This window comes from Bradyrhizobium sp. SPXBL-02 (assembly GCF_051853065.1).
GTDB lineage: Bacteria > Pseudomonadota > Alphaproteobacteria > Rhizobiales > Xanthobacteraceae > Bradyrhizobium.
This window is the reverse complement of record NZ_CP182474.1, coordinates 5,944,081-5,964,405: the sequence shown is the minus strand read 5'-3', so window position 1 is coordinate 5,964,405 and position 20,325 is coordinate 5,944,081. Positions and strand designations below refer to the sequence as shown.

Genomic DNA, 20,325 nt, shown 5'->3' with positions numbered 1-20,325 from the left:
GGTACTATCATGAGCACATTGACGGGGACGGCCGGCAAGTCTGGATTCAAGCCGGCGCTATGGACATCGGGCGACTGGAACGCGTTTTTCGGCTTCGGCACCAACATCCTCGTCAACATGCTGGTGCTCACGGGCCTGTTGCGCTTCGTGCTGAAGATGCCCGATAGCCTCGTGTTCGGCCGCATCCTGCCCGCGCTGGGGCTGATGATGTGCCTGTCCACCTTCTATTACGCCTATCTCGCCTATCGCCTCGCCCAGAAGACCGGCCGCAACGACGTCTGCGCGCTGCCGTCGGGCGTCAGCGTGCCGCACATGTTCATTGTCACCTTCGTGATCATGCTGCCGATCACGCTCAAGACCGGCGATCCGCTCAAGGGCTGGTCGGCGGGTCTCGTCTGGGTGTTCTTCCAGAGCTTTATCCTGATGATCGGCGGCTTTATCGCGCCGTTCATCCGCAAGATCACGCCGCGCGCGGCGCTGCTCGGCACGCTCGCCGGCGTTTCCGTCACCTTCATCTCGATGCGGCCGGCGCTCGAGATGTACATGACGCCGCAGATCGGCCTCGTCTGCTTCGCCATCATCCTGCTGAGCTGGTTCGGCGGCGTGAAATACTGGCGCGGCATTCCCGCGGGCCTCGTCGCCATCGCGGCCGGCATGATCATCGCCTGGGGCTCGAACCTGTTCGGGCTCGGTCTCGGCGGCCTGAGCATCGCGGGTGTCGGCGCGGCCTTTGCCAATTTCGGCTTCTCGGTGCCGATCCCGGCCGTGGCCTACGTCTTCTCCGGCTTCGAGTTCCTCGGCATCATCCTGGTCACCGCCATTCCGTTCGGCATCTACGACCTCGTCGAGGCCATGGACAATGTCGAGAGCGCGGAAGCGGCCGGCGACGACTATCCGACCACGCGCGTGCTCACCGCCGACGGCGTCGTCAGCCTGATCGGCTGCCTGATGGGCAATCCCTTCATCAACGCCGTCTATATCGGCCATCCCGGATGGAAGGCGATGGGCGGCCGCATCGGCTATTCGGCGGCGACCGGCATCATGGTGGTGGTGCTGTCCTGGTTCGGCATCATCTCGGTGCTGCTGGCGCTGGTGCCCGTCGTCGCGATCTCGCCGATCCTGCTCTACATCGGCATGCTGATCGGCGCGCAGGCGTTCCAGACCACGCCGGTCAAGCATGCGCCCGCGATCGTGCTGGCGCTGACGCCGCATTTGGCCGCTTGGGCCAAGCTCCAGATCGACACCATGCTCGGCTCCACCATGAATGCGGCAGCCAGCGTCGGCGGCTTGGCGGCCGACAAGGCCGATGCGGTCAAGGCGGCCGCGATTGCCGCGCTGCCGCAGCAGGGCGTGTTCTATCACGGCCTAGAGGTGATGGGCGGCGGCTCCATTCTCGGCGGCCTCATCCTGGGTGCGATCGGCGTCTTCATCATCGAGCGCGATTTCGAGAAGGCCTCGGCGTTCGCGCTCGTCGGTGCGGTGCTGACTTACTTCGGCTTCATGCACGGCGAGGCCGTCGGTATTGGCGGCGGCTTTGGCGTGACGCCGGCGGTCGCGCTGGCCTACGCCGTGGTGGCCGCCGGCCTGTTCGCCGCCAGCAAGCTCGGCGCCAGCGAGCACTACGCCGCGCATCCTGAGATGTCGGCAGCGCCGGCGGAATAAGGCGAAATCGCAACGGCCGGGCGACGAGGAGGCGTCCGGCCGCTTCATTTTTCATCCGCCCTTCACGGCTCCCGCAGTCAGCCCGGCCACGATCTGCCGCTGCGCCAGCACGGTGAGCAGCAGCACCGGGAAGGTCACGATCAGCGCGGCGGCGGCCAGCGGTCCCCAGCTCAGCTGGTCGAACGAGATCATGTTATAGACCGCAACTGGCAGGGTGCGGGTCTCGCGCCCGGCCAGCACGATGCCGAACACAAAGTTGTTCCAGGAGAAGATCACGGCGAGAATGAAAGCGACCGCGATGCCGGGCTTGGCAATCGGCAGCGCAACGTGGCGGAAGACCTGCCAGCGGCCGGCGCCATCGATCAGGGCGGCTTCCTCCAGCTCCATCGGCGTCGTCTCGAAATAGCCGATCATGATCCAGATCACGATCGGCACGGTGACGACGAGATGGATGATGATCTGCGGCACCAGCGTGCCGAGCAGGCCGAGCCACTGGAACAGCAGGAACAGCGGGATCAAATAGGATAGGCCGGGCGTGATGCGGGCGATCAGGATCACGATCGCGGATTTATGCGCGGCCATGCGCGCGATGCCGTAGCCGGCGGGGACGCCGACCAGCAGCGCCAGCGCGGTCGAGCTGCCGGTGACGATCAGACTGTTGATGAAATAGGTCAGGAAGCGGTTGGAGGCGAGCACGTCGGCATAGTTCTTCCAGGCGATGCGATCCGGAAAGAACACCGGCGGGTAGGCCGCATTATCGACCTCGAACTTGAGCGACAGCGAGAGCATCCAGAGAAAGAACAGGATCGCCGGCGAGACGATGACGAGCACGGACAGCCACAGACCGATTTTGCCGATGATCTGACGGGGTGTCATGATCTGACGGGGTGTCATGCGCCGCTCGCGATCTCGGTCCACAGCATGCGCTGGCGGGCGTAGAGCATCACCGCCGCGAGCAGGACGATCAGCAGGAAGAACACGACCGCGATGGCCGAGCCGTAGCCGAGGTCGTAATAGGTGAAGGCGACGCTGTAGAGATAGATGTTGATCGTCTCCGATGCCGAGCCCGGGCCACCTTGCGTGATCGCGAAGATGATGTCGAAGCTCTTCACCGCGTCGATCATGCGGATCATGCCGGCGATGAACAGGAACGGCATGATCAGCGGCAGGGTGATGAAGCGGAACACCTGCCAGAAGCTGGCGCCGTCGATCTGCGCGCTCTCGTAAGGCTCGGTCGGGATCGCGGCGAGGCCGCCGAGCACGATCAGCATCACCAGCGGCGTCCACTGCCAGGTCTCGACCAGCACCAGCGAGGGAATGACGGTCGCGGGATGAAACACCCAGAGCTGCGCGGGAATCCCGACCAGCGACAGCAGGTAATTGAGCACACCGAGCTGCGGGTGGAACATCATGGTCCAGACCAGTGCGATCGCCACGGGCGTCGCCATCATCGGCATGATGAAGATGCCGCGCAGAAATCCGCGGCCGGCGAAGTTCTGGTGAAACACCACGGCAGAGAGTGTGCCGAGGATCAGCGGCAGCACCACCGACAGCACGGTGTAGACCAGCGTGTGGCCGACCGCCTCTAGAAAGCGCGGATCGCTCGTGAGCCGCAGATAGTTGGAGAATCCGACGAAGGTGGTGGGCGAGCCGACCTTCCATTCGTTCAGGCTCATCCAGATCGTGAAGACCCACGGGAAGATGATGATGGCGAGCACGACGACCAGCGCCGGCACCACGAACGGCCAGTAGGATGGCGGCCGCAATTCCTTCTCCGGCGCGGCCTCGGTCGAAGCCGCGGCCGGAGTCGATTGTGTCAACGCACTCACGCCTTTTCGCTACGCTCCAGGATCGGCCGATATTGTTCGTGCGCCTTCTTCAGCTCGGTTGCGGGATCGGCGCCTGACAATGTCGAGGTGAGCGCCGCGCCGACGAGATCGCGGAACTCGGCGACCGGAATCACGACGGGCAGGCCGAGCTTGCTGATCTTGGCAGAATCGATCACCGATTGCAGCCACTCCTTGGGCATCTTCACGCCGCTCTGGATCTCGGGATCGTTCAGGATCGAGTTGCGGAACGGCACGCCGCCGCCGGCCTGCAGCAGCCGCGCACCCTGCTTCTTCGAGACCACCCATTGGCAGAGCAAATAGGCGGCTTCCTTGTTCTTGCTGGCCGCGGCAATGCCGATGCCGTCGCCGTAAGTGGCCGAATACTGCCCCTTCGGTCCGGCCGGCACGACGGTGTAGCCGACCTTGCCGACGACGCGCGAGGCGGCGGGATCCTCCAGCGGCGGCGCCCAGCCGACGCCGTCGATCCACATCGCCGAACGTCCTTGCGTGAAGGAAGCCATCGACTCCATCCAGTTGAAGCCGGCGACGCCGGGCGGGGCGACCTTGGTCAGCAGCGTCTGATAGAGCTTTGTGGCCGCGACCGCTTCCGGGCCGTCGGTCTGGATATTGCCCTTGGCGTCCAAGAATTCGCCGCCATAGTTGAGGAAGAAATTGGTCCACAACGTCATGTTGGCATTGCGCAGGCCGCGCCCGACGAAGCCATAGGTGCCATCCTTGGCGTCGGTGAGCTTTTCGGCGGCCGCGACCATCTCGTCGAAGGTCTTGGGGACCGCGACGCCCTTCTTCTCGAACAGCTCCTTGTTGTAGTAGAGGATGAAATAGTCGACCGACCAGGGCAGCGACAGCATCTGGCCCTTGTCGTTCTTGGCGTATTGCAGGCCCGCGGCCGAGAAATCGCTTTCGACCAGATCCGGTGCGGTCAGCGTCGGGTCCTTCATGAACGGCGTCATGTCGGCGAGCCAGCCGGCTTTCTCGAACTGCCGCTTCTGCACGTGATAGCTGAGATGCACCACGTCGAAGCTCGGCCGTCCCGAGGTGAGCTCGATCACGACCTTCTGGCGCTGCTGTTGCTCGGGGATCTGCTCGGACTCGACCTGGATGCCGGTGAGCTCGGTGAACTCCTTGATGTTCTTTTGCAGGTTGTCGCCGCGCGGACCCTTGGCGAGGATCACCTCCAGCTTGGTCCCGGCGTATTTCTTCCAGTTGACCTCGGCGCGGGCGGGCAGGCCGGTCAGGCTGAGCGCGCCGGCCGCGGCGGTGCCCTTGAGCAGGCTACGGCGCGAGATGTCGTAATTGGCCAATGTAGATCCTCCCTTTGATTCATATTCTTTGGGACGGATACTAGCGGCCGTACCACGCCTGCCTAGTCCTAATCTGCCATCAGGGACGTACGGCCGGCGTTTCCATCGGCAGGCCGCGCGCCCGCGACATCAGGTAGAGTTCGAGCGCGACCAGCTCGGGCGAGCCGTAATCATAGGCCTGGGCGCGGACCCCGCTCATGCAGCTGCGCAACCGACGCTCTACTGAGCCCAACGTCTGCCACTCCAGGCGGTAGAGCGGGTATCCGGTCGGCTGCGCTTGCGTGATGGGTGCGCCGGCGAGACGCTTGTCGAAATTGTCGTCATGGCAGTTGCTGCAGGCAAGGTTGAGCTGGCCTTCGCGCTGCATGAAGAGGTCGCGTCCCTGCTCGGCGAATGGCTTTGCTTGCGGATCATCGCCCGCCGTGATCGGAATGCCGCGTGACTGGTGGCCGACGAAGGCGGACAATGCGAGCAGGTCGCGGCTCTCGTAGGGCAGCGGCGTCGCCTGCTGGTGATTGGCGCGGCAGAGATTGATCCGCTGATCGAGCGTGATTGGGCGCCCCAGCGCCTTGTCGAAGGCGGGGTAGCGCGCCGCGACGCCCTTCATGCTGCTGCGCGCATCGCCATGACAGTCCGCGCAGGCCTTGTCGGCGGTGCCGATCGTCTTCTTCCACAGCTGCTCGCCGTCGAGCACGAACAGCATGCCGGGATTGGCGGTGTCGTCATCCTGCATCGCGCGCGTGTCCGGACCCATGAACGAATAGCCGGAGCGGCGCGCATCCGACGGGATCTCTCCGGCGAGCAGGGTGGGGCCCGTGACGAGCAATATCGCCACCGCTATCGCGCGCCAGGAGCTCATTCGACCGTGATCGATGCCGATGCGGTGGACGAATAGCCGTTGTCGCCGATCCACTCGAACTCGAACTTGCCGCTCTCCTTGGCGACCGTAAAGAACGACAAATATGGGTTCGCCGCGATCGCCGGAAATAGGTCGGCGCGAAAGATCTCGGCGCCGTTGTAGCGGCAGACGAAGCTCGTGATGATGTCGCGCGGCACGAGCTTGCCGTCCGCGGTATGGCGGAAGCCTGTTTCCATGATGTGCGAGGTCAGCGTGCGAATCTCGATGATCTCGCCGCGTTTGGCTTTCGAGGGAACGTTGATGAGAGCGGACATCAGTTCAGCTCCTCGGTGCATGCCGCCAGCGTCACGACAATTTCGGCGGCAACCTGCCAGAACGTGTCATCTGACAGGCGCGCGATCGCGACGACCTTCTGGGTGTCGGCGAGCCGGATCCGGGTCGAGACCTGGGCTCGGCCGGAAGATGGGCCAAAATAGAAATTGCCAATGTTCGGCTGCGGGTTCTTTTCGTTGAAGACGTGGATGCTCTTGACGTAGTCGTCCGCCGTCATCGGGCTCGTCACGCTGACCGTCATCGGCACCGTGTTGCCGTTCTCGACCAGCGGCGGAATGTCGAGCTTGACCCGGCCGCTGCGAAGCTGTGCTTCGCCGACGACGTTGCGGATCGCGGTGTTGAGCATCGCCGGCGTCGCTTGAATCGGGCGCAGCGTTACGATTGGAATCGTCCCGGCGATTGTCACGCCTCCGGCGAGGTTCAAGAATTGTCGTCGCGTGGTTGGCATGAAGCTAGTCCCGAAGCATTGCAAGAAATGAGACGATGTCTTCGATCTCCGCAGCCGACAAGATTGGCTTCCCGGCAAAATTGCGTCCGACCCGAACGAGGCCGTCGTTACGATAATAGGACGGCATGATGGTCTCCGGATTGAAGCGCGAGGCATCGACCAGTCGAAGCCGCAACTGGCTCACGGACCACCGGTTCCCGGCACCGCCGAGATCAGGCGCGAGGTCGCCCTGGAACCGCGTTTCCGGGAATGGGCCGGAATGGCAGAGGATGCAGGTCGTCGTGCGTGCGAGCACCAGCGCGCGCCCGCGCGCAGCATCGCCGGGTGAGCCTGTGAGCGAGTCGGGAATGCCGTCGCCGACGATTGTGTAGGGCACGAGCTCTTCGGCTTGGGTCGGCAAGGCGAGGGCGAGGCTTGCCACGATGAGCGCCGCGATCGCAGCTACCGGATAGGATGGCTGAGGTCGCCGCGAGCTCCACTTACCTCTCCCGCTTGCGGGAGAGGTCGGCGCGCAGCGCCGGGTGAGGGCTCCTTCCATCATGGCCCTAGCCAAAGGTGTCCGCCGTGATGGTCTCAAACCAGCGCTCCGCTTCCGTGGCCTCGCGGGCGCGCAATTCGCGCGGTGCATCGACCGGGCTGGTGCCGCCCTCGACCTCGGCAAAGATGTCGCCGCGCGGCTGGTAGTGGCCGGCGAGCGAGAAGCCGTAGCCGGGCGCGACGACGTTGTAACAGACGCCGGTCAGGCGTGGCGTGTCCGGCGCGCGGCCGGCGAGGAGATTCACGATCGCGCTAGCGCAAGCCTTGCCTTGCGCGCTCGCAGCGGACGCCGATTTGGGAATGCCGCCGCCGAGGCAGGCATCGCCAACGACGTGGACGTTCGGAACGAGTTTTGACTCGAACGTGACGGGATCGATCGGGCACCAGCCGGTCGCGTCCGCAACGCCTGCGACGCCGGCGATGCGCCCCGCGCGCTGCGGCGGGATGACGTTGGCGACATCAGGGGTGTAGTTGCCGAATTCGGTGACGATGGTTCGCGTCGTCGGATCGACCGAGGTGACGCGGCCGCCTTGCGACAGTGCGACCCGCTCGATCATGTCGCCATAGAGCTCCTTCCACGCCTTCTCGAACAGCCGCTGCTGCGAGAACGTGTCCTTGGCGTCGAGGATCAGAACTTTCGAGCGCGGCTTTCTCGACGTCAGGTAATGCGCGATCAGGCTCGCGCGCTCGTAAGGCGCTGGCGGGCACCGGGAAGGATTGGCCGGGATTGCAATGGCGACCGTGCCGCCGTCCCCCATCGCTTCCAATTGCCGGCGCAGCAAAAGAGTCTGAGCGCCCGCTTTCCAGGCGTGCGGCATCGTCTCTGACGCGGCGTCGTCGTAGCCGGGCAGGGCTTCGAGATGGAAGTCGATGCCGGGCGAGAGCACGAGGCGGTCATAGCCAAACGTGGTGCCATCGCCCGTCGTCACACCACGCGTTTGCGTGTCGATGCCCGCCACAGCCTGGGTGACGATGCTGATGCCCCCGGCGGCAAGCTTGTCATAACCGAACTGCTGCGCCTCGATCTCGCGCAGGCCCGCGATCACCTCGTTGCTGAAGGGGCAGGAGATGTAAGTCTTGTTCGGCTCGATCAGGGTGACCTGCAATTTGGCATCGGCGCGCTTGAGCGCGCGGGCGCAAGCCGCGCCGCCAAAGCCGCCGCCGACCACGACGACGCGCCCCGCCGATTGCGCGCGCAGGATCGAAGGTGCGGCGAGCGATGTGGCCGCGACGGCGATGCCGAGAATGGCATTCCGCCGCGTCACCGGCGCATTCATGAGACCTGTCCGGAAAATGCTGCGGCGGCCGGTATGGCCGCCGCGATTTGTCGTTTGAGCATGACCTTTTCGGAAAACCGCTCCACACTTTTCCTGATCATGCTTTACGCGAAGGTGATGTTCTGGTCGCGCAGCGGCACCTGGCGGATGCGCTTGCCGGTCGCGGCAAAGTACGCATTCAGCACCGCCGGGGCCGCGACGCCGATGGTCGGCTCGCCGACGCCGCCCCAGAATCCGCCGCTCGGCACCATCACCGTCTCCACCTTCGGCATCTCGTTGATGCGCATCGAATTGTAGGTGTCGAAGTTGGTCTGCTCGATCTTGCCGTCCTTCACCGTGCAGCCGCCGTAGAACAGCGCGGAGAGGCCATAGACGAAGGAGCCGGCGACCTGTCGCTCCACCTGCGCCGGATTGACGACGTAGCCGGGGTCGGTGGAGGCGACGATGCGATGCACCTTGATCTTGCTGCCATCGGTCACCGAGATCTCTGCGGCGCCGGCGACATAGCTGCCGTAGCCCATCACCTGCGCGATGCCGCGATAGACGCCTTGCGGCGCCGGCGTGGTCCAGCCGATCTTCTCGGCAACCGCGTTGAGCACCGCAAGGTGCTTGGGGTGGTTGCCCATCAGCTTGCGGCGGAATTCGAGCGGGTCCTGGCCTGCGGCCTGGGCGAGCTCGTCCATGAAGCATTCCATGTAGATCGCGTTGTGATTGACGTTGACGCCGCGCCAGAAGCCGGGCGGGACGTGCGGGTTGCGCATCGCATGCTCGACCAGAAGGTTCGGCACCGAATAGCCGAACGCGGCTTCGCCGGATTGGGCGACGCCCTGGAATGCCGCGGGGTCCATCCCGTTCTGCAACGCTTCGGGGCGGAGCGAGAACAGGATCGATTGCCCAGACAGGCGGTAGTGCAGGGCGATCAAATTGTTGTTGGCATCGAACGCGCCGGTCATCTTGCACTGGGTGATGGGGTGATACCTGCCGTGCGCCATGTCCTCTTCGCGCGACCACAACAGCTTGATCGGCGTGCCCGGCATTTGCTTGGCGATCATGACGGCTTGGCGGACATAGTCGGTCTGGCCGCGCCGGCCGAAGCCGCCGCCTGGCATCACCTTGTGCACGTCACACTTTTCGGCCGGCAGGCCGGACGCTTCCAGCACCGCTGCAAACGCCGCCTCGCCGTTCTGCGTGCCGCACCAGACCTCGCATTTGTCCGCGGTGTAGAGCGCGGTGGCGTTCATCGGCTCCATGGTGGCGTGGTTCTGGTAGGGATAGGCGTAGACAGCCTCGACCTTCTTGGCGGCACCGGCAATCGCAGCCTTGGCGTCGCCGTTCTTGTTGCCGACATAGGCCGGCTGCGAATTGTCGAGCCCCTCCGCCAGCCATTTCGCGATCGACTCGCTGGAAACCTTTGCGTTGTCGCCTTCGTCCCAGACGATCGGCAGCGCCTCGAGCGCGGTCTTGGCGTGCCACCAGGTGTCGGCGACGACGGCGACCGCGGTGTCGCCGACCTTGACGACCTTCTTGACGCCTTTCATGCCGGCGATCTTGGCTTCGTCGAAGCTCTTCAGCTTGCCGCCGAACACGGGGCAATCCTTGATCGCGGCGTTCAGCATGCCCGGCAGCTTGACATCGATGCCGTAGACCATCGCGCCGGTGGTCTTGTCGGCGGTGTCGAGCCGATTGACGCCCTTGCCGATCAGCTTCCAGTCTTTCGGATCCTTCAGCTTGACGTCCGCCGGCGGCGTCAGTTTCGCCGCAGCCTCGGCGACCTTGCCGTAGGTCGTGGTACGGCCCGACGGCGTATGGGTGATGACACTGTTCTCGGCCTTGCATTCGGAGGCCGGCACTTTCCAGGCGTCGGCTGCGGCCTGGATCAGCATCACGCGCGCGGTGGCGCCGCCCTTGCGGACATAGTCTTGCGAGGAGCGGATGCCGCGGCTGCCGCCGGTGGAGAAATCACCCCACACGCGCTTGCGGGCGACGCTCTGGCCCGGCGTCGGATATTCGGTGGTGACCTTGGTCCAGTCGCATTCGAGCTCCTCGGCCACCAGCTGGGCGAGGCCGGTCAGCGAGCCCTGGCCCATCTCCGAGCGGGCGATGCGAATCACCACGGTGTCGTCCGGCCTGACCACGACCCAGGCGCCGATCTCGGGCGAGCCGTCGGCCGCGCGGACCACGGCGGGGCCGCCGAAGGGGAGGTCGAGGCCGATGGCGAGGCCCGCACCGACCGCGGCCGTGCCAATGACGAAGGCGCGGCGATTGAGCCGCGGCGAGATATGCTTGTTCATGTGAGGATTTCCTTACGCGCTCGCGATCGTGTGGATCGCCTCGCGGACCTGCTGGAAGGTGCCGCAGCGGCAGATATTGGTGATGGCCTCGTCGATGTCGGCGTCGGTCGGCTTCGGCTTCTCGTTCAAGAGCGCGGCCACCGCCATGATCATGCCGCTCTGGCAATAGCCGCATTGCGGCACGTCCTGGGCGATCCAGGCCTCCTGCACCTTGTGCAGCGCATTGCCAGAGGCGAGCCCCTCGATAGTGGTGATCTTCTTGCCCTCGGCCTCGCTGACCGAGATCCCGCAGGAGCGCATCGCGACGCCGTCGAGGTGAACCGTGCAGGCGCCGCATTGTGCAATGCCGCAACCATACTTGGTGCCGGTCAGGCCGGCATTCTCGCGGATCGCCCAGAGCAGCGGCGTATCCGGCTCGACGTCGAGCGTGAAGGTTTTTCCGTTGATTGTTAGGTTTGCCATCGCAAGTCCCCTGATTGGCCCAATCCACCGATTGAACTCAGGGGCGCAATCTGTCCGGCAAACTGGAACGGTTCAAATCAACAGTCCGAGGGGTGGCGGGGACGCATGGCCGTGTCGCTCTGGAGTATGGACCGGGACGCCGTTTTGGCTCATCCCTTCGCAATCGATTCGGGTTGACGCCTTATTCCGAGGGCGTCAATCCGTGGCTTGAGGCGACGTCCGGCTGCGAAGGCCGGTTCCAGGGCCCTGCGCGGCTTGCGCAGCGGCGACAGTTTGTCTCTTTTGCCGGGGTGCAAGTCGCGGGCGCTTTGGTACACTGCGCCGACGCAAAAGGAGTTCCATGAACGTGCCGAGTCCCTGCAACGTACTGATGCTCTACCCGCTGTTCTCGGCAGAGTCCTTCTGGACCTTCGGCGAATCCTGCAAAGTGCTGGGTGTCAAGCGCCCGGCCGCCCCCCTCGGCCTGATCACCGTTGCCGCGATGCTGCCCGAGAGCTGGACGGTCCGGCTGATCGATTGCAACACGGCGCCCTTCGGCGAGGAGGATCTCGCCTGGGCCGACGTTGTGTTCACCGGCGGAATGTTGCCCCAGCAGGCCGACACATTGCGCCTGATCGAGCTCTGCCGCGCCGCGGGCAAGCCGGTCGTGGTCGGCGGACCAGATCCGACCTCGAGCCCCCACATCTACGAGCGGGCCGATTTCCGGGTGCTCGGCGAGGCCGAGAGCGTCATCGACGATTTCATCGCGGCCTGGGAGAGTGGCGCGCGGTCCGGCGTCTTCACTGCACCGAAGTTCCAGGCCGACGTCACCAAGACGCCGGTGCCGCGTTTCGACCTGCTCAAGTTCGAGGACTATCTCTATCTCGGGGTGCAATATTCGCGCGGCTGTCCCTTCACCTGCGAGTTCTGCGACATCATCGAGCTCTACGGGCGCGTGCCGCGGACCAAGACGATCGAGCAGATGTTCGTCGAGCTCGAGACGATCTACAAGATGGGCTATCGCGGCCATCTGGATTTCGTCGACGACAATTTCATCGGCAACAAGAAGTCGCTGCGGCAATTCCTGCCGAAGCTCGCCGAATGGCAGCGCACGCACGGCTATCCGTTCGAATTCTCCACGGAAGCCTCCGTCAACCTCGCCGACGATCCGGAGCTCCTGGAGCTGATGGGTGCGGCCAATTTCTTCGGCATCTTCGTCGGCATCGAAAGTCCGGACCCCGAGACGCTGGTCGCGATGCGCAAGAAGCAGAACACGCGGCGCAACATCGCCGAGAGCATCCACAAGATCTACGCCGCTGGCATGCTCGTCACCGCGGGCTTCATCGTCGGCTTCGACAACGAGAAGGTCTCGATGGCGGAGTCGATGATCGAGTTCATCGAGGAGGCGGCTATCCCCGTGGCCATGGTCGGCCTGCTCTATGCCTTGCCGAACACGCAGCTCACGCGCCGGCTGGAGCGCGAAGGCCGGCTGCATTCGGGCCACGACGTGGCGCCGACCATCGGTGCCGATCAGTGCACGGCCGGCATCAACTTCGATCCGGTCCGCCCGTTGCGCGACATCCTGACGGACTACAAGCGGGTGCTGGAGCACGTCTACAGCCCGGCCGCCTACGCAGCACGCGTCGATCGCCTGATGACGCTGCTCGACCGGTCCAGGCAGCGTTCCGAGCTTGCCGAAGGCGATATCCGCTCCAAGCTCGGCGCCATGGAGACCGTGCACAAGGTGGTGTCCGCCCTTCCCGAGGCGCGGGCGCCGCTCTGGCAGACCTTCATGAACTGCGCCAAGCGCGACACGTCGTCGGCGCGCATCGCCGTGCAGATGATCGCGGCCTATGCACATCTCGGACCGTACTCGCGCAAGGTCATCGCGGCCATCGACGAGCGCCTGGCCGCGCTGGACAACGAGACCGTCGCTCCGGTGGCCGTCGGCGTGACGGCGGCCTGACGGCTTACTTCACCGCGAGCCGCAGCAAGCTCATCACGCTGCCGAGCGCGGCAAAGCCCGCGCCGAGCGCCAGCGCCAGTGTCGCGCCGTCATGACCTGCGAGCGCGAAGCAGGCGGCGGCGAGCGCCGCGCCGGTCGTCTGCCCCGTCAGGCGCGCGGTCGCGACGATGCCGGAGGCGCTGCCGCTGCGGTGAGCCGGCGCGCTTGCCATCACCGCCTTCATGTTCGGCGCCTGGAAGAAGCCGAACCCCATGCCGCAGATCACCATTCGCCAGATGATGTCAGGGATCGCGGGATTGGCCGGCAGTGCCGCCAGCAGCGCCATGCCGAGACCGAGCAGCACGAGACCGATGCCGCCGAGCAGGCCGACGGCATGGCGGTCGGAGAGACGGCCTGCGATCGGCGCCATGATGCCGACCACCAGCGGCCACGGCGTCATGAAGAAGCCGGTCTCGACCTGCGAGCGGCCGAGCACGTCCTCGAAATAGAACGGCAGCGAGACGAAGGCGAGCCCCTGGACTGCGAAGGAGCACACGGCCGTTGCCGCCGACAGGGCGAACATCGGCCTGGCGAACAGGTCGATCGGCAGCATCGGCGCGGGATGATCGGCATGGCGGCGGGTCAGGATCACGCCAAGCACGAGGGCGATGACCAACTCGATGCCGACAACGATTGGCGACAGATTGTGCGCGGCGCTGCCGATGCCGGTGATGAACAGGCCGAGGCAGGCGGTGGCCAGGATCGCGCCGAGCAAGTCGAAGCCGTGATCGGCGCGCGGGGTCTTCGGCAGCATCGCAAAGCCGATGCCAATGGCGATGAGGCCGAACGGGATGTTGACGGCGAACAGCCACGGCCACGGTCCGAGCGCCAGGATGGCGGAGGCGATCGAGGGCCCGAAGGTGAAGGCGGTCGCGACCACGAGCGCGTTGTGACCGAAACCCCGGCCGAGCATGCGGCCGGGATAGACGAAGCGCACCAGCGCCGTGTTGACGCTCATGATGCCGCTCGCCCCCAGGCCTTGCAGGGTGCGCGCCACCAGGAGGCTGTCGAGCGACCATGCCACCGCGCAGAACAGCGAGGCGATGGTGAACAGGATCAGGCCGCCGAGATAGATGCGCTGGTGCCCGACGATCTCGCCGAGCGCCCCCAGCGGCAGCAGCGTCGCCACCAGCGCGATCTGGTAGACGTTGACCACCCACACCGACTGCTCCGGCGTGACGTGCAGGTCGGCGGCGATGGAGGGCAGGGCGATGTTTGCGATCGCGGTGTCGAGCGAGGCCATTGCGAGCGCAGTGAAGATCGCCGCGACCGCCCAGCGCCGCTGCGTCGCCGGAAGGCCGTCGGCGGTGGGATGGTCGGGATCGCGCGCGGCGGCAGGTAACGTGATCGTCATTTTCGTGGCGCGCTGCTCCGGCGGCGTAGCCATGGTCGGATGTTCGGCATGTACTACGGAGGCGCCGGCTTCCACAGGCGCAAGCTTGCATGCTGAGTATGCGCGAAGGTCAGGCGATGCGGCTCGCGCTGCGTGCGCAGGGCGAGGCCACAACAAAAAAGTCGAAAAACAACCCCATGCACAGTAGGAGGCCCTTTGATCGACAAGGCATTTTCCCGCCGTGTCGCAAACGGCGGTAGCAGCCGCGATCAAGTTGACCCGTCGGGCAAAACACTGGCAGGATGCTATCGTGACGGAGCGCCTGGACAGCAGCCTTCACCGCAAAAGCGTCACGAGCACATAGAGCACCACGGCAGCGCCGAGGCAGCGTCGCCAAGGGTTCACGCCGCGGAGGATCTCATCGGCGCCCCACATGATGAGTCCGCCTTTCACGACGACCGTCAAGCCGATGCTGGCCTTGCCGGCAGACGGCCAGAGCCAAAGCAGAACGGCCGCAACGATCACGATCCATAGAACGAGATTGGGCCACTGAGCGATGGTGATGGCGCCTGTTTCGCGGCTCCGGAAGAACCACTCAAGAATCCGCCTCACGATCCTTTCCGATCAGAGCTCGACCTCACCCTCTTCACGACCCTTCCAATAGGTCACGCGGTTGGCCTTGACCTTGATCAGGACGATGCCCGGCGTATCGACCCCGTCGTCGAACCATCTGTCGAGATCGCTCGTCCAGTGCTGCTGGAAGGCCGCCTTGTCCCGGATCAGTTCGGCAGTCCCTTCGACGGCCACGTAGGTCCCCTTCGAGAAAAGGCCCGCTTCCGACGAAAATCCGAGCGCCACTTTCGGATTGCGTTGGATATCCGACACCGTCCGCGCCTGTTCGTAGGTGAAGTAGTACGAGGTGCCGTCATAGGCGACGTCGCCATTGTTGCTCATGGGACGGTTGGCGATCTCGCCGTTCTCGGTGTGGGTCGACAAAATGGCAATGTCGATGCCGGCCATGTCCTTGGCGATCTCGGCGAGCGATGTCTTGGGCATGAATTTTTCTCCAGTGAGCTGGAGCAACTGCGGAATCAGGCCCGTGTTCCCAGAAGGATGGAATGGGGTACGTGCCTACATATCAGCTGGTGAATCGCGAGCCGGTCTCACGAACATGCGTCGGCGATACCGCTATTGGCCATCTTCGGTCTCATCGTGGGCATTCTGCAATTCGCGCGAGCGGTGCCCGACCGCGCCAGGGCACGGCAAATCCTGGAAGACGGTGTCCAATCCGCGCTGCAGTTGGCGCGAGCCCTGCCATCCTGATGCCCGATGACCTGGGGACGGATCCTCGTCGTGCCTCGGGCCTGAGCATCGCCTCTGGCCATGCGGTGGCGCCTCTAATCCCTTCTCGTTGAGCCAGATCAAGACTCGTGCGGCGAACGCGCCGGACTCTCCTATCAGCGCATCGATGGAAGGGCGGCCCACATGCAGACCCTGCTCAGGGAAATCCGGAATACCCCTTTGCTCTGGATGCTGGCCTTCGTGCCCATCGTGCTGGTGGCCGAGGCGGTGGCGCCGCATTCTCACACGCTGCTGTTCGTGCTGTCGGTGCTGGCCATCGTGCCGCTGGCGGCGCTGCTCAGCCACGCCACCGAGGCGGTCGCCGCGAAGACAGGCGATGCCGTGGGCGGATTGCTCAATGCAACCCTCGGCAATTTGACCGAGCTGATCATCGCCATCGCGGCGCTGCGCGCAGGCCAGTACATGCTGGTGAAGGCCTCGATCGCGGGTGCGATCGTCACCAACGCGGTGTTCATGCTGGGCGCCTGCCTGCTGCTCGGCGGCCTGCGCTATCACGTGCAGGAGTATAACCGCGCCGGCGCGCGGCTTTCGTCCGGCCTGTTGCTGATGGCGACCGTTGCCCTGCTTGCGCCGTCGGCGGTTGCCGAACTCGACCACCTGCCGCAGGGCGGGGGCATCCTCAACAAGCTCAGCCTCGGCATTTCGATCCTGCTCATCCTCGCTTACGGGCTCGGCCTGTTGTTCTCGCTTCGAACCCACAAGGAATTGTTCGCCAGCGCCGATCACGGCGAGGACGACAAGGAGGCGCACTGGCCGATCGGAACAGCCGTCGGCACGCTGCTGGTTGTCACCGTGCTGGTGGCGCTGGTCAGCGAGATCTTCGTGGAATCGGTGCAGAAGGCGGCGGAAACCTTCGGAATGAGCCCAGCCTTCGTCGGCTTCATCGTCGTCTCGCTGGTCGGCGCCGCCGCCGAATTTGCGGTGGCCTTCGCCGCGGCGCGCAAGAACCGGCTGGACATGGCCGTCAGCATCGCGCTCGGCAGCGCTTCCCAGATCGCGCTGTTCGTCGCACCCGCTTTGGTGCTGCTCAGCTATGTGGTGGGGCCGAAGCCGATGGACCTGCAGTTCTGGCCGGGGGCCGTCACCATGGTGATGATCGCGACGGTGACGTCGGCCTTCATCACGGCCAGCGGGCGCTCGGCCTGGTTCGTCGGCGCCCTGATGATCTTCATCTATGCGGTGTTCGCGCTGACGCTGTACGTGGTCCCGCCGGCGGGCCAGGGATGAAGGTGGCTTTCGCGTCACCGGTTGAATTGGTTGGCTGGAGAATGGCGGCTCTCGGCGAGCCATTCTCCGAAGAAGCGAAAGCGCTTCTCAATCCTCGCGCGATCGCGCCGCCGCCGACGGCGCCGGCCAAGCCATAACCGAGGCCGCGATAGCCATAGCCGCGATAGCCCCACTGCGCGGCCATCCGGCCTATTCCGGTGTGGCGCTGCCGTGACGGGCTTGATCTGGATCAAGCATTTGAGGCGTGGCGAGGCACGCGTCCGCCTGACAGGGGCAAGTGGGATTCAGAGGCGAAGCGCCGCTTCTTCGGCACGGCAATCGTGTTGGGCACCGGGCCCGAAGCGGGCTTTCCCCGGCCCGATTGCACTTCCATGGCGTCGCCCTTTGTCTGTACGATGTTTCGTGCTTTGGCCGAGGGCCCCATGAAACGGCGCCAGTTCATCACTGTCATCGGGGGTGTGGCTGCCACGTGGCCGTTCGCAGCTCATGCTCAGCAATTGACCAGGCTTCGCCAGATTGGCGTCCTTTCGCTCGGCCGTGGCGACAAATCCGACGCAAGTCTGAAGACGCTCGATGCGTTTGTCCCGGCCTTGCGTGAGCTCGGCTATGCCGAAGGAAAGGATGTCGCATTTCACCGCAGATTCGCCGACGGCGATGCCGACAAGCTCAGCGAGCTCGCACAGGAATTCGTGGCGCAACGGGTCGACGCAATCGTTGCGTTGGCCACCCCGGCTGTCCGCGCCGCCAGGAAAGCGACTTCCACCGTTCCCATTGTCGGCATCGGCATGGCCGATCCCGTCGAGGACGAGCTCGCTTCCAGCCTGGCGCGGCCGGGCGGCAATGTTACCGGGACGACATTTCTTGGCCCGGAGCTGGTGTCCAAACGGCTTCAATTGCTCAAGGTGATCGTTCCAGGTCTTTCGCGCGTCGTCGTGCTGTGGCACCCCCGGGCATACGGTGAGCGCACGATGAAGGGGATGCTGAACGAAATCGAGAGTGCCGCTCAATCTCTCGGAGCCAAGCTTCAGCTTGTGTCGGCGGACGGTCCTGCCGATCTCGAAGGCGCGTTCGCGGACTTGGCCAAGGCGCGCGCCGATGGCCTCGTCCTGTTTCCCAGCCCGATGCTGTACAGCCAGTACGCGCGGATTGTGCCATTTGCCGAGAAGAACCGCCTGCCGGCGATCTACGCCGCCAGAGAGGCAGTGGATCTGGGGGGCCTGGTTTCCTACGGCGTCAACCTGCCTGACTTGTCGCGTGCCACCGCCAGCTACCTGGCCAGAATTCTCGAAGGCGCAAAGCCGGCCGAATTGCCGATACAGCAGCCGACCAAGTTCGAGCTGGTCATAAATCTTGCAACGGCCAGGACGCTTGGCTTGTCGATTGGTCGAGACTTTCTCCTGGTCGCCGACGAGGTGATCGAATGAGCAGCCCACCAGCCTTCCTGCACCGAAGCGGGTTCGCGTGCGAGCGCGGCTTCGATGTCGCGCCGGTGGGGTGCACCGTGCCGTCGTGTCAGACGGCGCGCTGGCTTCGTCGCGAGGAGAGATCCGGGCAAAGCACGAGCTTGCCTTCGAGACCGCCAGCCTCGAGGCGACGGTGAGCATCGGCGACCTCCTCGAAGGAGATCCGCTCGGCGATGCGCGGCCGAATGGCACCACTTGCCAGCAGCCCGAACAGTTGCTCCAGGTCCTCCTTGAACCAGCTGGGATGTCGCGCCCGCATGGCATTGACCGAGTAGAAGCGGGCTCGCTTGCCACCGGGCAACAATCTCCACAGGTACAGTCGCGCGATCTCCATCATGACAGGGAGCATCCGACGCTGTGCCTGCACGCTCGCCGAAAAGCCGATGGCACAGAGCAGGCCGCCGGGCTTGAGCGCCGCGTATGAGCGGCGATAGCCGTCTTCGCCGACGCCGTCGACGATGACATCGAATCCACCCGGCAGAATCCGCGTGAAGTCCTCATGCTGGTAGTCGATCGGCGCTGCCCCCAGGTTTCGGACGAGCGCCATGTGCTCGCCGCGTACGGTGCCCCACAGCTCGAGGCCGGCCAGTCTCCCAAGCACGAGCAGAGCCTGGCCGACCGCGCCGGCGGCCCCATGGACGAGCACACGTTGGCCTCGCCGCACCTTGGCCGCGCGGTGCAGAAGCTGGTAGGCGGTGGTCCAGCTCAAGATCAGAGCGGCCGCTTCAGCGGCGTCCACGCCCAAGGGCACGCGGGTCAGGTCGTTGGCCCGAAGCGTGCGATACTCGGCGTTTGATCCTACCACCGTCATGTCGGCCACGCGGTCGCCGATCTGAAAGTCGCGCACGCTTTCGCCGAGCTGATCGATTGCTCCCACGACGTCGTAGCCCATCACGAACGGCGGCCGGAGGCGCATCGTTTGCGGGTATAAGTGGCGCCTGATCAGCACCTCGGTGTAGTTGAGGCTCGATGCGAGCACGCGAACGCGCACCTCGCCCCGGCCAGCGTTCGGCAGGGGACCGTCGACAACCTCCAGCGTCTCGGGATCACCGAAGCTGCCGACCTGAACAACTCGATTGCGCTGCTCCATCATGGCAATCTCCATGCAATGCCGCAATTCAGCGCAAGGGAGGCAGACTGCAGTCGAGCTTGAACAGTGGATTGATCCAGATCAAGCTTGAGCGTGCACCGCTTGGAATTCTCCTCGGGCCAAATGACCAAACCAGGTTGTCTGGCGCCATCATTCATCATTGGAGGGGAATATGCCTGCAGTCATTATGCAGTTCGTTTCGCATCCAAGGCCCGGTAGCGATCTTGCGACGGTCCTACAGCTGGCAAAAGAGGGCGCGACACTCTGGAGGAAACACGGGGCCGATGTCAGCTATTGGTCGGTGATCGGTGGCGAGATCGGGAACTACGCCTTCGTGGCCCGCTTTGATAGCGTCGAAGCCTATGGTCGCACCTTGGCGTCACTGGGCGCCGATCCGGCTTTCGTTGAATTTCAAGCCAAGCGGCTGAAGGCAGGGCAATCGGACTGGGTGCGCTCCAATGTTGCCGTCCAGGTTGATCTTTGAAGGAGCGCCTTCGCTCGCGCCTACGAGACCGCCTTCGGGCGGTCTCTTGCTGCACGACCGATGTCACCTGCTGGCCCGGCACCGAAGTCGGACCCCTTGTTGAAGTTCGGTCAGCGCGTTGGATAGGTAGAGTCCTTGCGAAGCCGATCAGGCTTGGCGGCGAACGTTGTCGATGGGTGCGCTTCGCTCTCGCCGGCCTGATCGCCGCCGCCCGCGGGCTTGGGCTGTCGAGGCGCCCCTACTGCCAAGATCGGCGTCGCCTCGCCGAGGTAGCTGTGACCTTTGAACGTCTGCGGATTCGTCTTTCCTGAGCTTTTTCCAGGCGGATACGAAGGTTCTGAAGCTCTGCCAGTTGAGAGCTG

19 protein-coding genes are annotated in these 20,325 nt (G+C 64.6%); 5 read left to right on the top strand and 14 right to left on the bottom strand.

The features are described from left to right. Positions 1–9 precede the first annotated feature (9 nt). On the top strand, positions 10–1,662 hold the full coding sequence (locus ACNJYD_RS27815; protein ID WP_439363896.1) for a regulator: 1,653 nt from the start codon (positions 10–12) through the stop codon (positions 1,660–1,662). A 51-nt stretch (positions 1,663–1,713) separates the two neighbouring features. On the opposite strand, the gene ACNJYD_RS27810 is transcribed toward ACNJYD_RS27815, so the two are convergent. From ACNJYD_RS27810 to ACNJYD_RS27765, 10 genes are all read right to left on the bottom strand, one after another. Next, positions 1,714–2,538, bottom strand: a complete 825-nt coding sequence (locus tag ACNJYD_RS27810; protein WP_172783882.1) for a carbohydrate ABC transporter permease — start codon at positions 2,536–2,538, stop codon at positions 1,714–1,716. A 14-nt stretch (positions 2,539–2,552) separates the two neighbouring features. Further along, on the bottom strand, positions 2,553–3,491 hold the full coding sequence (locus tag ACNJYD_RS27805; protein WP_172783883.1) for a carbohydrate ABC transporter permease: 939 nt from the start codon (positions 3,489–3,491) through the stop codon (positions 2,553–2,555). Then, positions 3,488–4,813 carry an ABC transporter substrate-binding protein gene (locus tag ACNJYD_RS27800; RefSeq protein WP_212254732.1) on the bottom strand — a complete coding sequence of 442 codons (1,326 nt, stop codon included), beginning with the start codon at positions 4,811–4,813 and terminating at the stop codon, positions 3,488–3,490. The genes ACNJYD_RS27805 and ACNJYD_RS27800 overlap by 4 nt, the downstream gene beginning before the upstream one ends. 79 nt (positions 4,814–4,892) lie before the next feature. Beyond that, the gene (soxA, locus tag ACNJYD_RS27795) at positions 4,893–5,672 is read right to left on the bottom strand and encodes a sulfur oxidation c-type cytochrome SoxA (protein WP_439363895.1); all 780 of its coding nucleotides are present in this window, start codon (positions 5,670–5,672) and stop codon (positions 4,893–4,895) included. After that, positions 5,669–5,986: a thiosulfate oxidation carrier complex protein SoxZ gene (soxZ, locus tag ACNJYD_RS27790; protein WP_172783886.1), complete on the bottom strand. Its 318-nt coding sequence runs from the start codon at positions 5,984–5,986 to the stop codon at positions 5,669–5,671. The genes soxA and soxZ overlap by 4 nt, the downstream gene beginning before the upstream one ends. Further along, the gene (locus ACNJYD_RS27785) at positions 5,986–6,453 is read right to left on the bottom strand and encodes a SoxY-related AACIE arm protein (RefSeq protein ID WP_439363894.1); all 468 of its coding nucleotides are present in this window, start codon (positions 6,451–6,453) and stop codon (positions 5,986–5,988) included. The genes soxZ and ACNJYD_RS27785 overlap by 1 nt, the downstream gene beginning before the upstream one ends. A 4-nt stretch (positions 6,454–6,457) precedes the next feature. Beyond that, positions 6,458–6,874: a sulfur oxidation c-type cytochrome SoxX gene (gene soxX, locus ACNJYD_RS27780; protein WP_439363893.1), complete on the bottom strand. Its 417-nt coding sequence runs from the start codon at positions 6,872–6,874 to the stop codon at positions 6,458–6,460. A gap of 124 nt (positions 6,875–6,998) precedes the next feature. Continuing rightward, positions 6,999–8,267, bottom strand: a complete 1,269-nt coding sequence (locus tag ACNJYD_RS27775; protein ID WP_439363892.1) for an FCSD flavin-binding domain-containing protein — start codon at positions 8,265–8,267, stop codon at positions 6,999–7,001. 104 nt (positions 8,268–8,371) lie between these two features. Then, positions 8,372–10,558 carry a molybdopterin cofactor-binding domain-containing protein gene (locus ACNJYD_RS27770; RefSeq protein WP_439363891.1) on the bottom strand — a complete coding sequence of 729 codons (2,187 nt, stop codon included), beginning with the start codon at positions 10,556–10,558 and terminating at the stop codon, positions 8,372–8,374. Between the two features lie 12 nt (positions 10,559–10,570). After that, positions 10,571–11,020 (bottom strand): (2Fe-2S)-binding protein, encoded by a 450-nt coding sequence (locus ACNJYD_RS27765; RefSeq protein ID WP_212254737.1) that lies wholly within the window; start codon positions 11,018–11,020, stop codon positions 10,571–10,573. 340 nt (positions 11,021–11,360) lie between these two features. On the opposite strand from ACNJYD_RS27765, the gene ACNJYD_RS27760 reads away from it, so the two are divergent. After that, complete coding sequence (locus ACNJYD_RS27760; RefSeq protein WP_271502862.1) at positions 11,361–12,965, top strand: B12-binding domain-containing radical SAM protein; 1,605 nt, start codon at positions 11,361–11,363, stop codon at positions 12,963–12,965. Between the two features lie 4 nt (positions 12,966–12,969). Here ACNJYD_RS27760 and ACNJYD_RS27755 read toward each other — a convergent pair whose 3' ends face one another. The 3 genes from ACNJYD_RS27755 to ACNJYD_RS27745 all read right to left on the bottom strand — a co-directional run bounded on the left by ACNJYD_RS27755 (position 12,970) and on the right by ACNJYD_RS27745 (position 15,393). Beyond that, positions 12,970–14,358 (bottom strand): MFS transporter, encoded by a 1,389-nt coding sequence (locus tag ACNJYD_RS27755; protein ID WP_439367521.1) that lies wholly within the window; start codon positions 14,356–14,358, stop codon positions 12,970–12,972. A 315-nt stretch (positions 14,359–14,673) separates the two neighbouring features. Continuing rightward, positions 14,674–14,949 carry a hypothetical protein gene (locus tag ACNJYD_RS27750; RefSeq protein WP_439363890.1) on the bottom strand — a complete coding sequence of 92 codons (276 nt, stop codon included), beginning with the start codon at positions 14,947–14,949 and terminating at the stop codon, positions 14,674–14,676. Positions 14,950–14,961: 12 nt separating this feature from the next. Continuing rightward, positions 14,962–15,393, bottom strand: a complete 432-nt coding sequence (locus tag ACNJYD_RS27745) for a pyridoxamine 5'-phosphate oxidase family protein (protein ID WP_212254740.1) — start codon at positions 15,391–15,393, stop codon at positions 14,962–14,964. A 429-nt stretch (positions 15,394–15,822) separates the two neighbouring features. Here ACNJYD_RS27745 and cax point away from each other — a divergent pair, with 429 nt between their 5' ends. Together cax and ACNJYD_RS27735 are read left to right on the top strand one after the other, a co-directional pair. Continuing rightward, complete coding sequence (cax, locus tag ACNJYD_RS27740; RefSeq protein WP_172783895.1) at positions 15,823–16,926, top strand: calcium/proton exchanger; 1,104 nt, start codon at positions 15,823–15,825, stop codon at positions 16,924–16,926. Positions 16,927–17,348: 422 nt separating this feature from the next. Beyond that, positions 17,349–18,350 (top strand): ABC transporter substrate-binding protein, encoded by a 1,002-nt coding sequence (locus ACNJYD_RS27735; RefSeq protein ID WP_439363889.1) that lies wholly within the window; start codon positions 17,349–17,351, stop codon positions 18,348–18,350. 88 nt (positions 18,351–18,438) lie between these two features. On the opposite strand, the gene ACNJYD_RS27730 is transcribed toward ACNJYD_RS27735, so the two are convergent. Beyond that, on the bottom strand, positions 18,439–19,482 hold the full coding sequence (locus tag ACNJYD_RS27730) for a medium chain dehydrogenase/reductase family protein (RefSeq protein WP_172783897.1): 1,044 nt from the start codon (positions 19,480–19,482) through the stop codon (positions 18,439–18,441). A gap of 169 nt (positions 19,483–19,651) precedes the next feature. Between ACNJYD_RS27730 and ACNJYD_RS27725 the strand changes: the two genes are divergently transcribed. After that, positions 19,652–19,963, top strand: a complete 312-nt coding sequence (locus ACNJYD_RS27725) for a hypothetical protein (RefSeq protein WP_212254743.1) — start codon at positions 19,652–19,654, stop codon at positions 19,961–19,963. Positions 19,964–20,325: the final 362 nt, after the last annotated feature.

Coding starts and splice junctions, on each gene's coding strand:
- ACNJYD_RS27735 (WP_439363889.1), top strand. CDS start 17,349: ATGAAACGGCGCCAGTTCATCACTGTCATCGGGGGTGTGGCTGCCACG.
- ACNJYD_RS27770 (WP_439363891.1), bottom strand. CDS start 10,558: ATGAACAAGCATATCTCGCCGCGGCTCAATCGCCGCGCCTTCGTCATT.
- ACNJYD_RS27730 (WP_172783897.1), bottom strand. CDS start 19,482: ATGATGGAGCAGCGCAATCGAGTTGTTCAGGTCGGCAGCTTCGGTGAT.
- ACNJYD_RS27765 (WP_212254737.1), bottom strand. CDS start 11,020: ATGGCAAACCTAACAATCAACGGAAAAACCTTCACGCTCGACGTCGAG.
- ACNJYD_RS27775 (WP_439363892.1), bottom strand. CDS start 8,267: ATGAATGCGCCGGTGACGCGGCGGAATGCCATTCTCGGCATCGCCGTC.
- ACNJYD_RS27785 (WP_439363894.1), bottom strand. CDS start 6,453: ATGCCAACCACGCGACGACAATTCTTGAACCTCGCCGGAGGCGTGACA.
- soxZ (WP_172783886.1), bottom strand. CDS start 5,986: ATGTCCGCTCTCATCAACGTTCCCTCGAAAGCCAAACGCGGCGAGATC.
- soxA (WP_439363895.1), bottom strand. CDS start 5,672: ATGAGCTCCTGGCGCGCGATAGCGGTGGCGATATTGCTCGTCACGGGC.
- ACNJYD_RS27815 (WP_439363896.1), top strand. CDS start 10: ATGAGCACATTGACGGGGACGGCCGGCAAGTCTGGATTCAAGCCGGCG.
- ACNJYD_RS27760 (WP_271502862.1), top strand. CDS start 11,361: ATGAACGTGCCGAGTCCCTGCAACGTACTGATGCTCTACCCGCTGTTC.
- ACNJYD_RS27725 (WP_212254743.1), top strand. CDS start 19,652: ATGCCTGCAGTCATTATGCAGTTCGTTTCGCATCCAAGGCCCGGTAGC.
- ACNJYD_RS27745 (WP_212254740.1), bottom strand. CDS start 15,393: ATGCCCAAGACATCGCTCGCCGAGATCGCCAAGGACATGGCCGGCATC.
- cax (WP_172783895.1), top strand. CDS start 15,823: ATGCAGACCCTGCTCAGGGAAATCCGGAATACCCCTTTGCTCTGGATG.
- ACNJYD_RS27810 (WP_172783882.1), bottom strand. CDS start 2,538: ATGACACCCCGTCAGATCATCGGCAAAATCGGTCTGTGGCTGTCCGTG.
- ACNJYD_RS27755 (WP_439367521.1), bottom strand. CDS start 14,358: ATGACGATCACGTTACCTGCCGCCGCGCGCGATCCCGACCATCCCACC.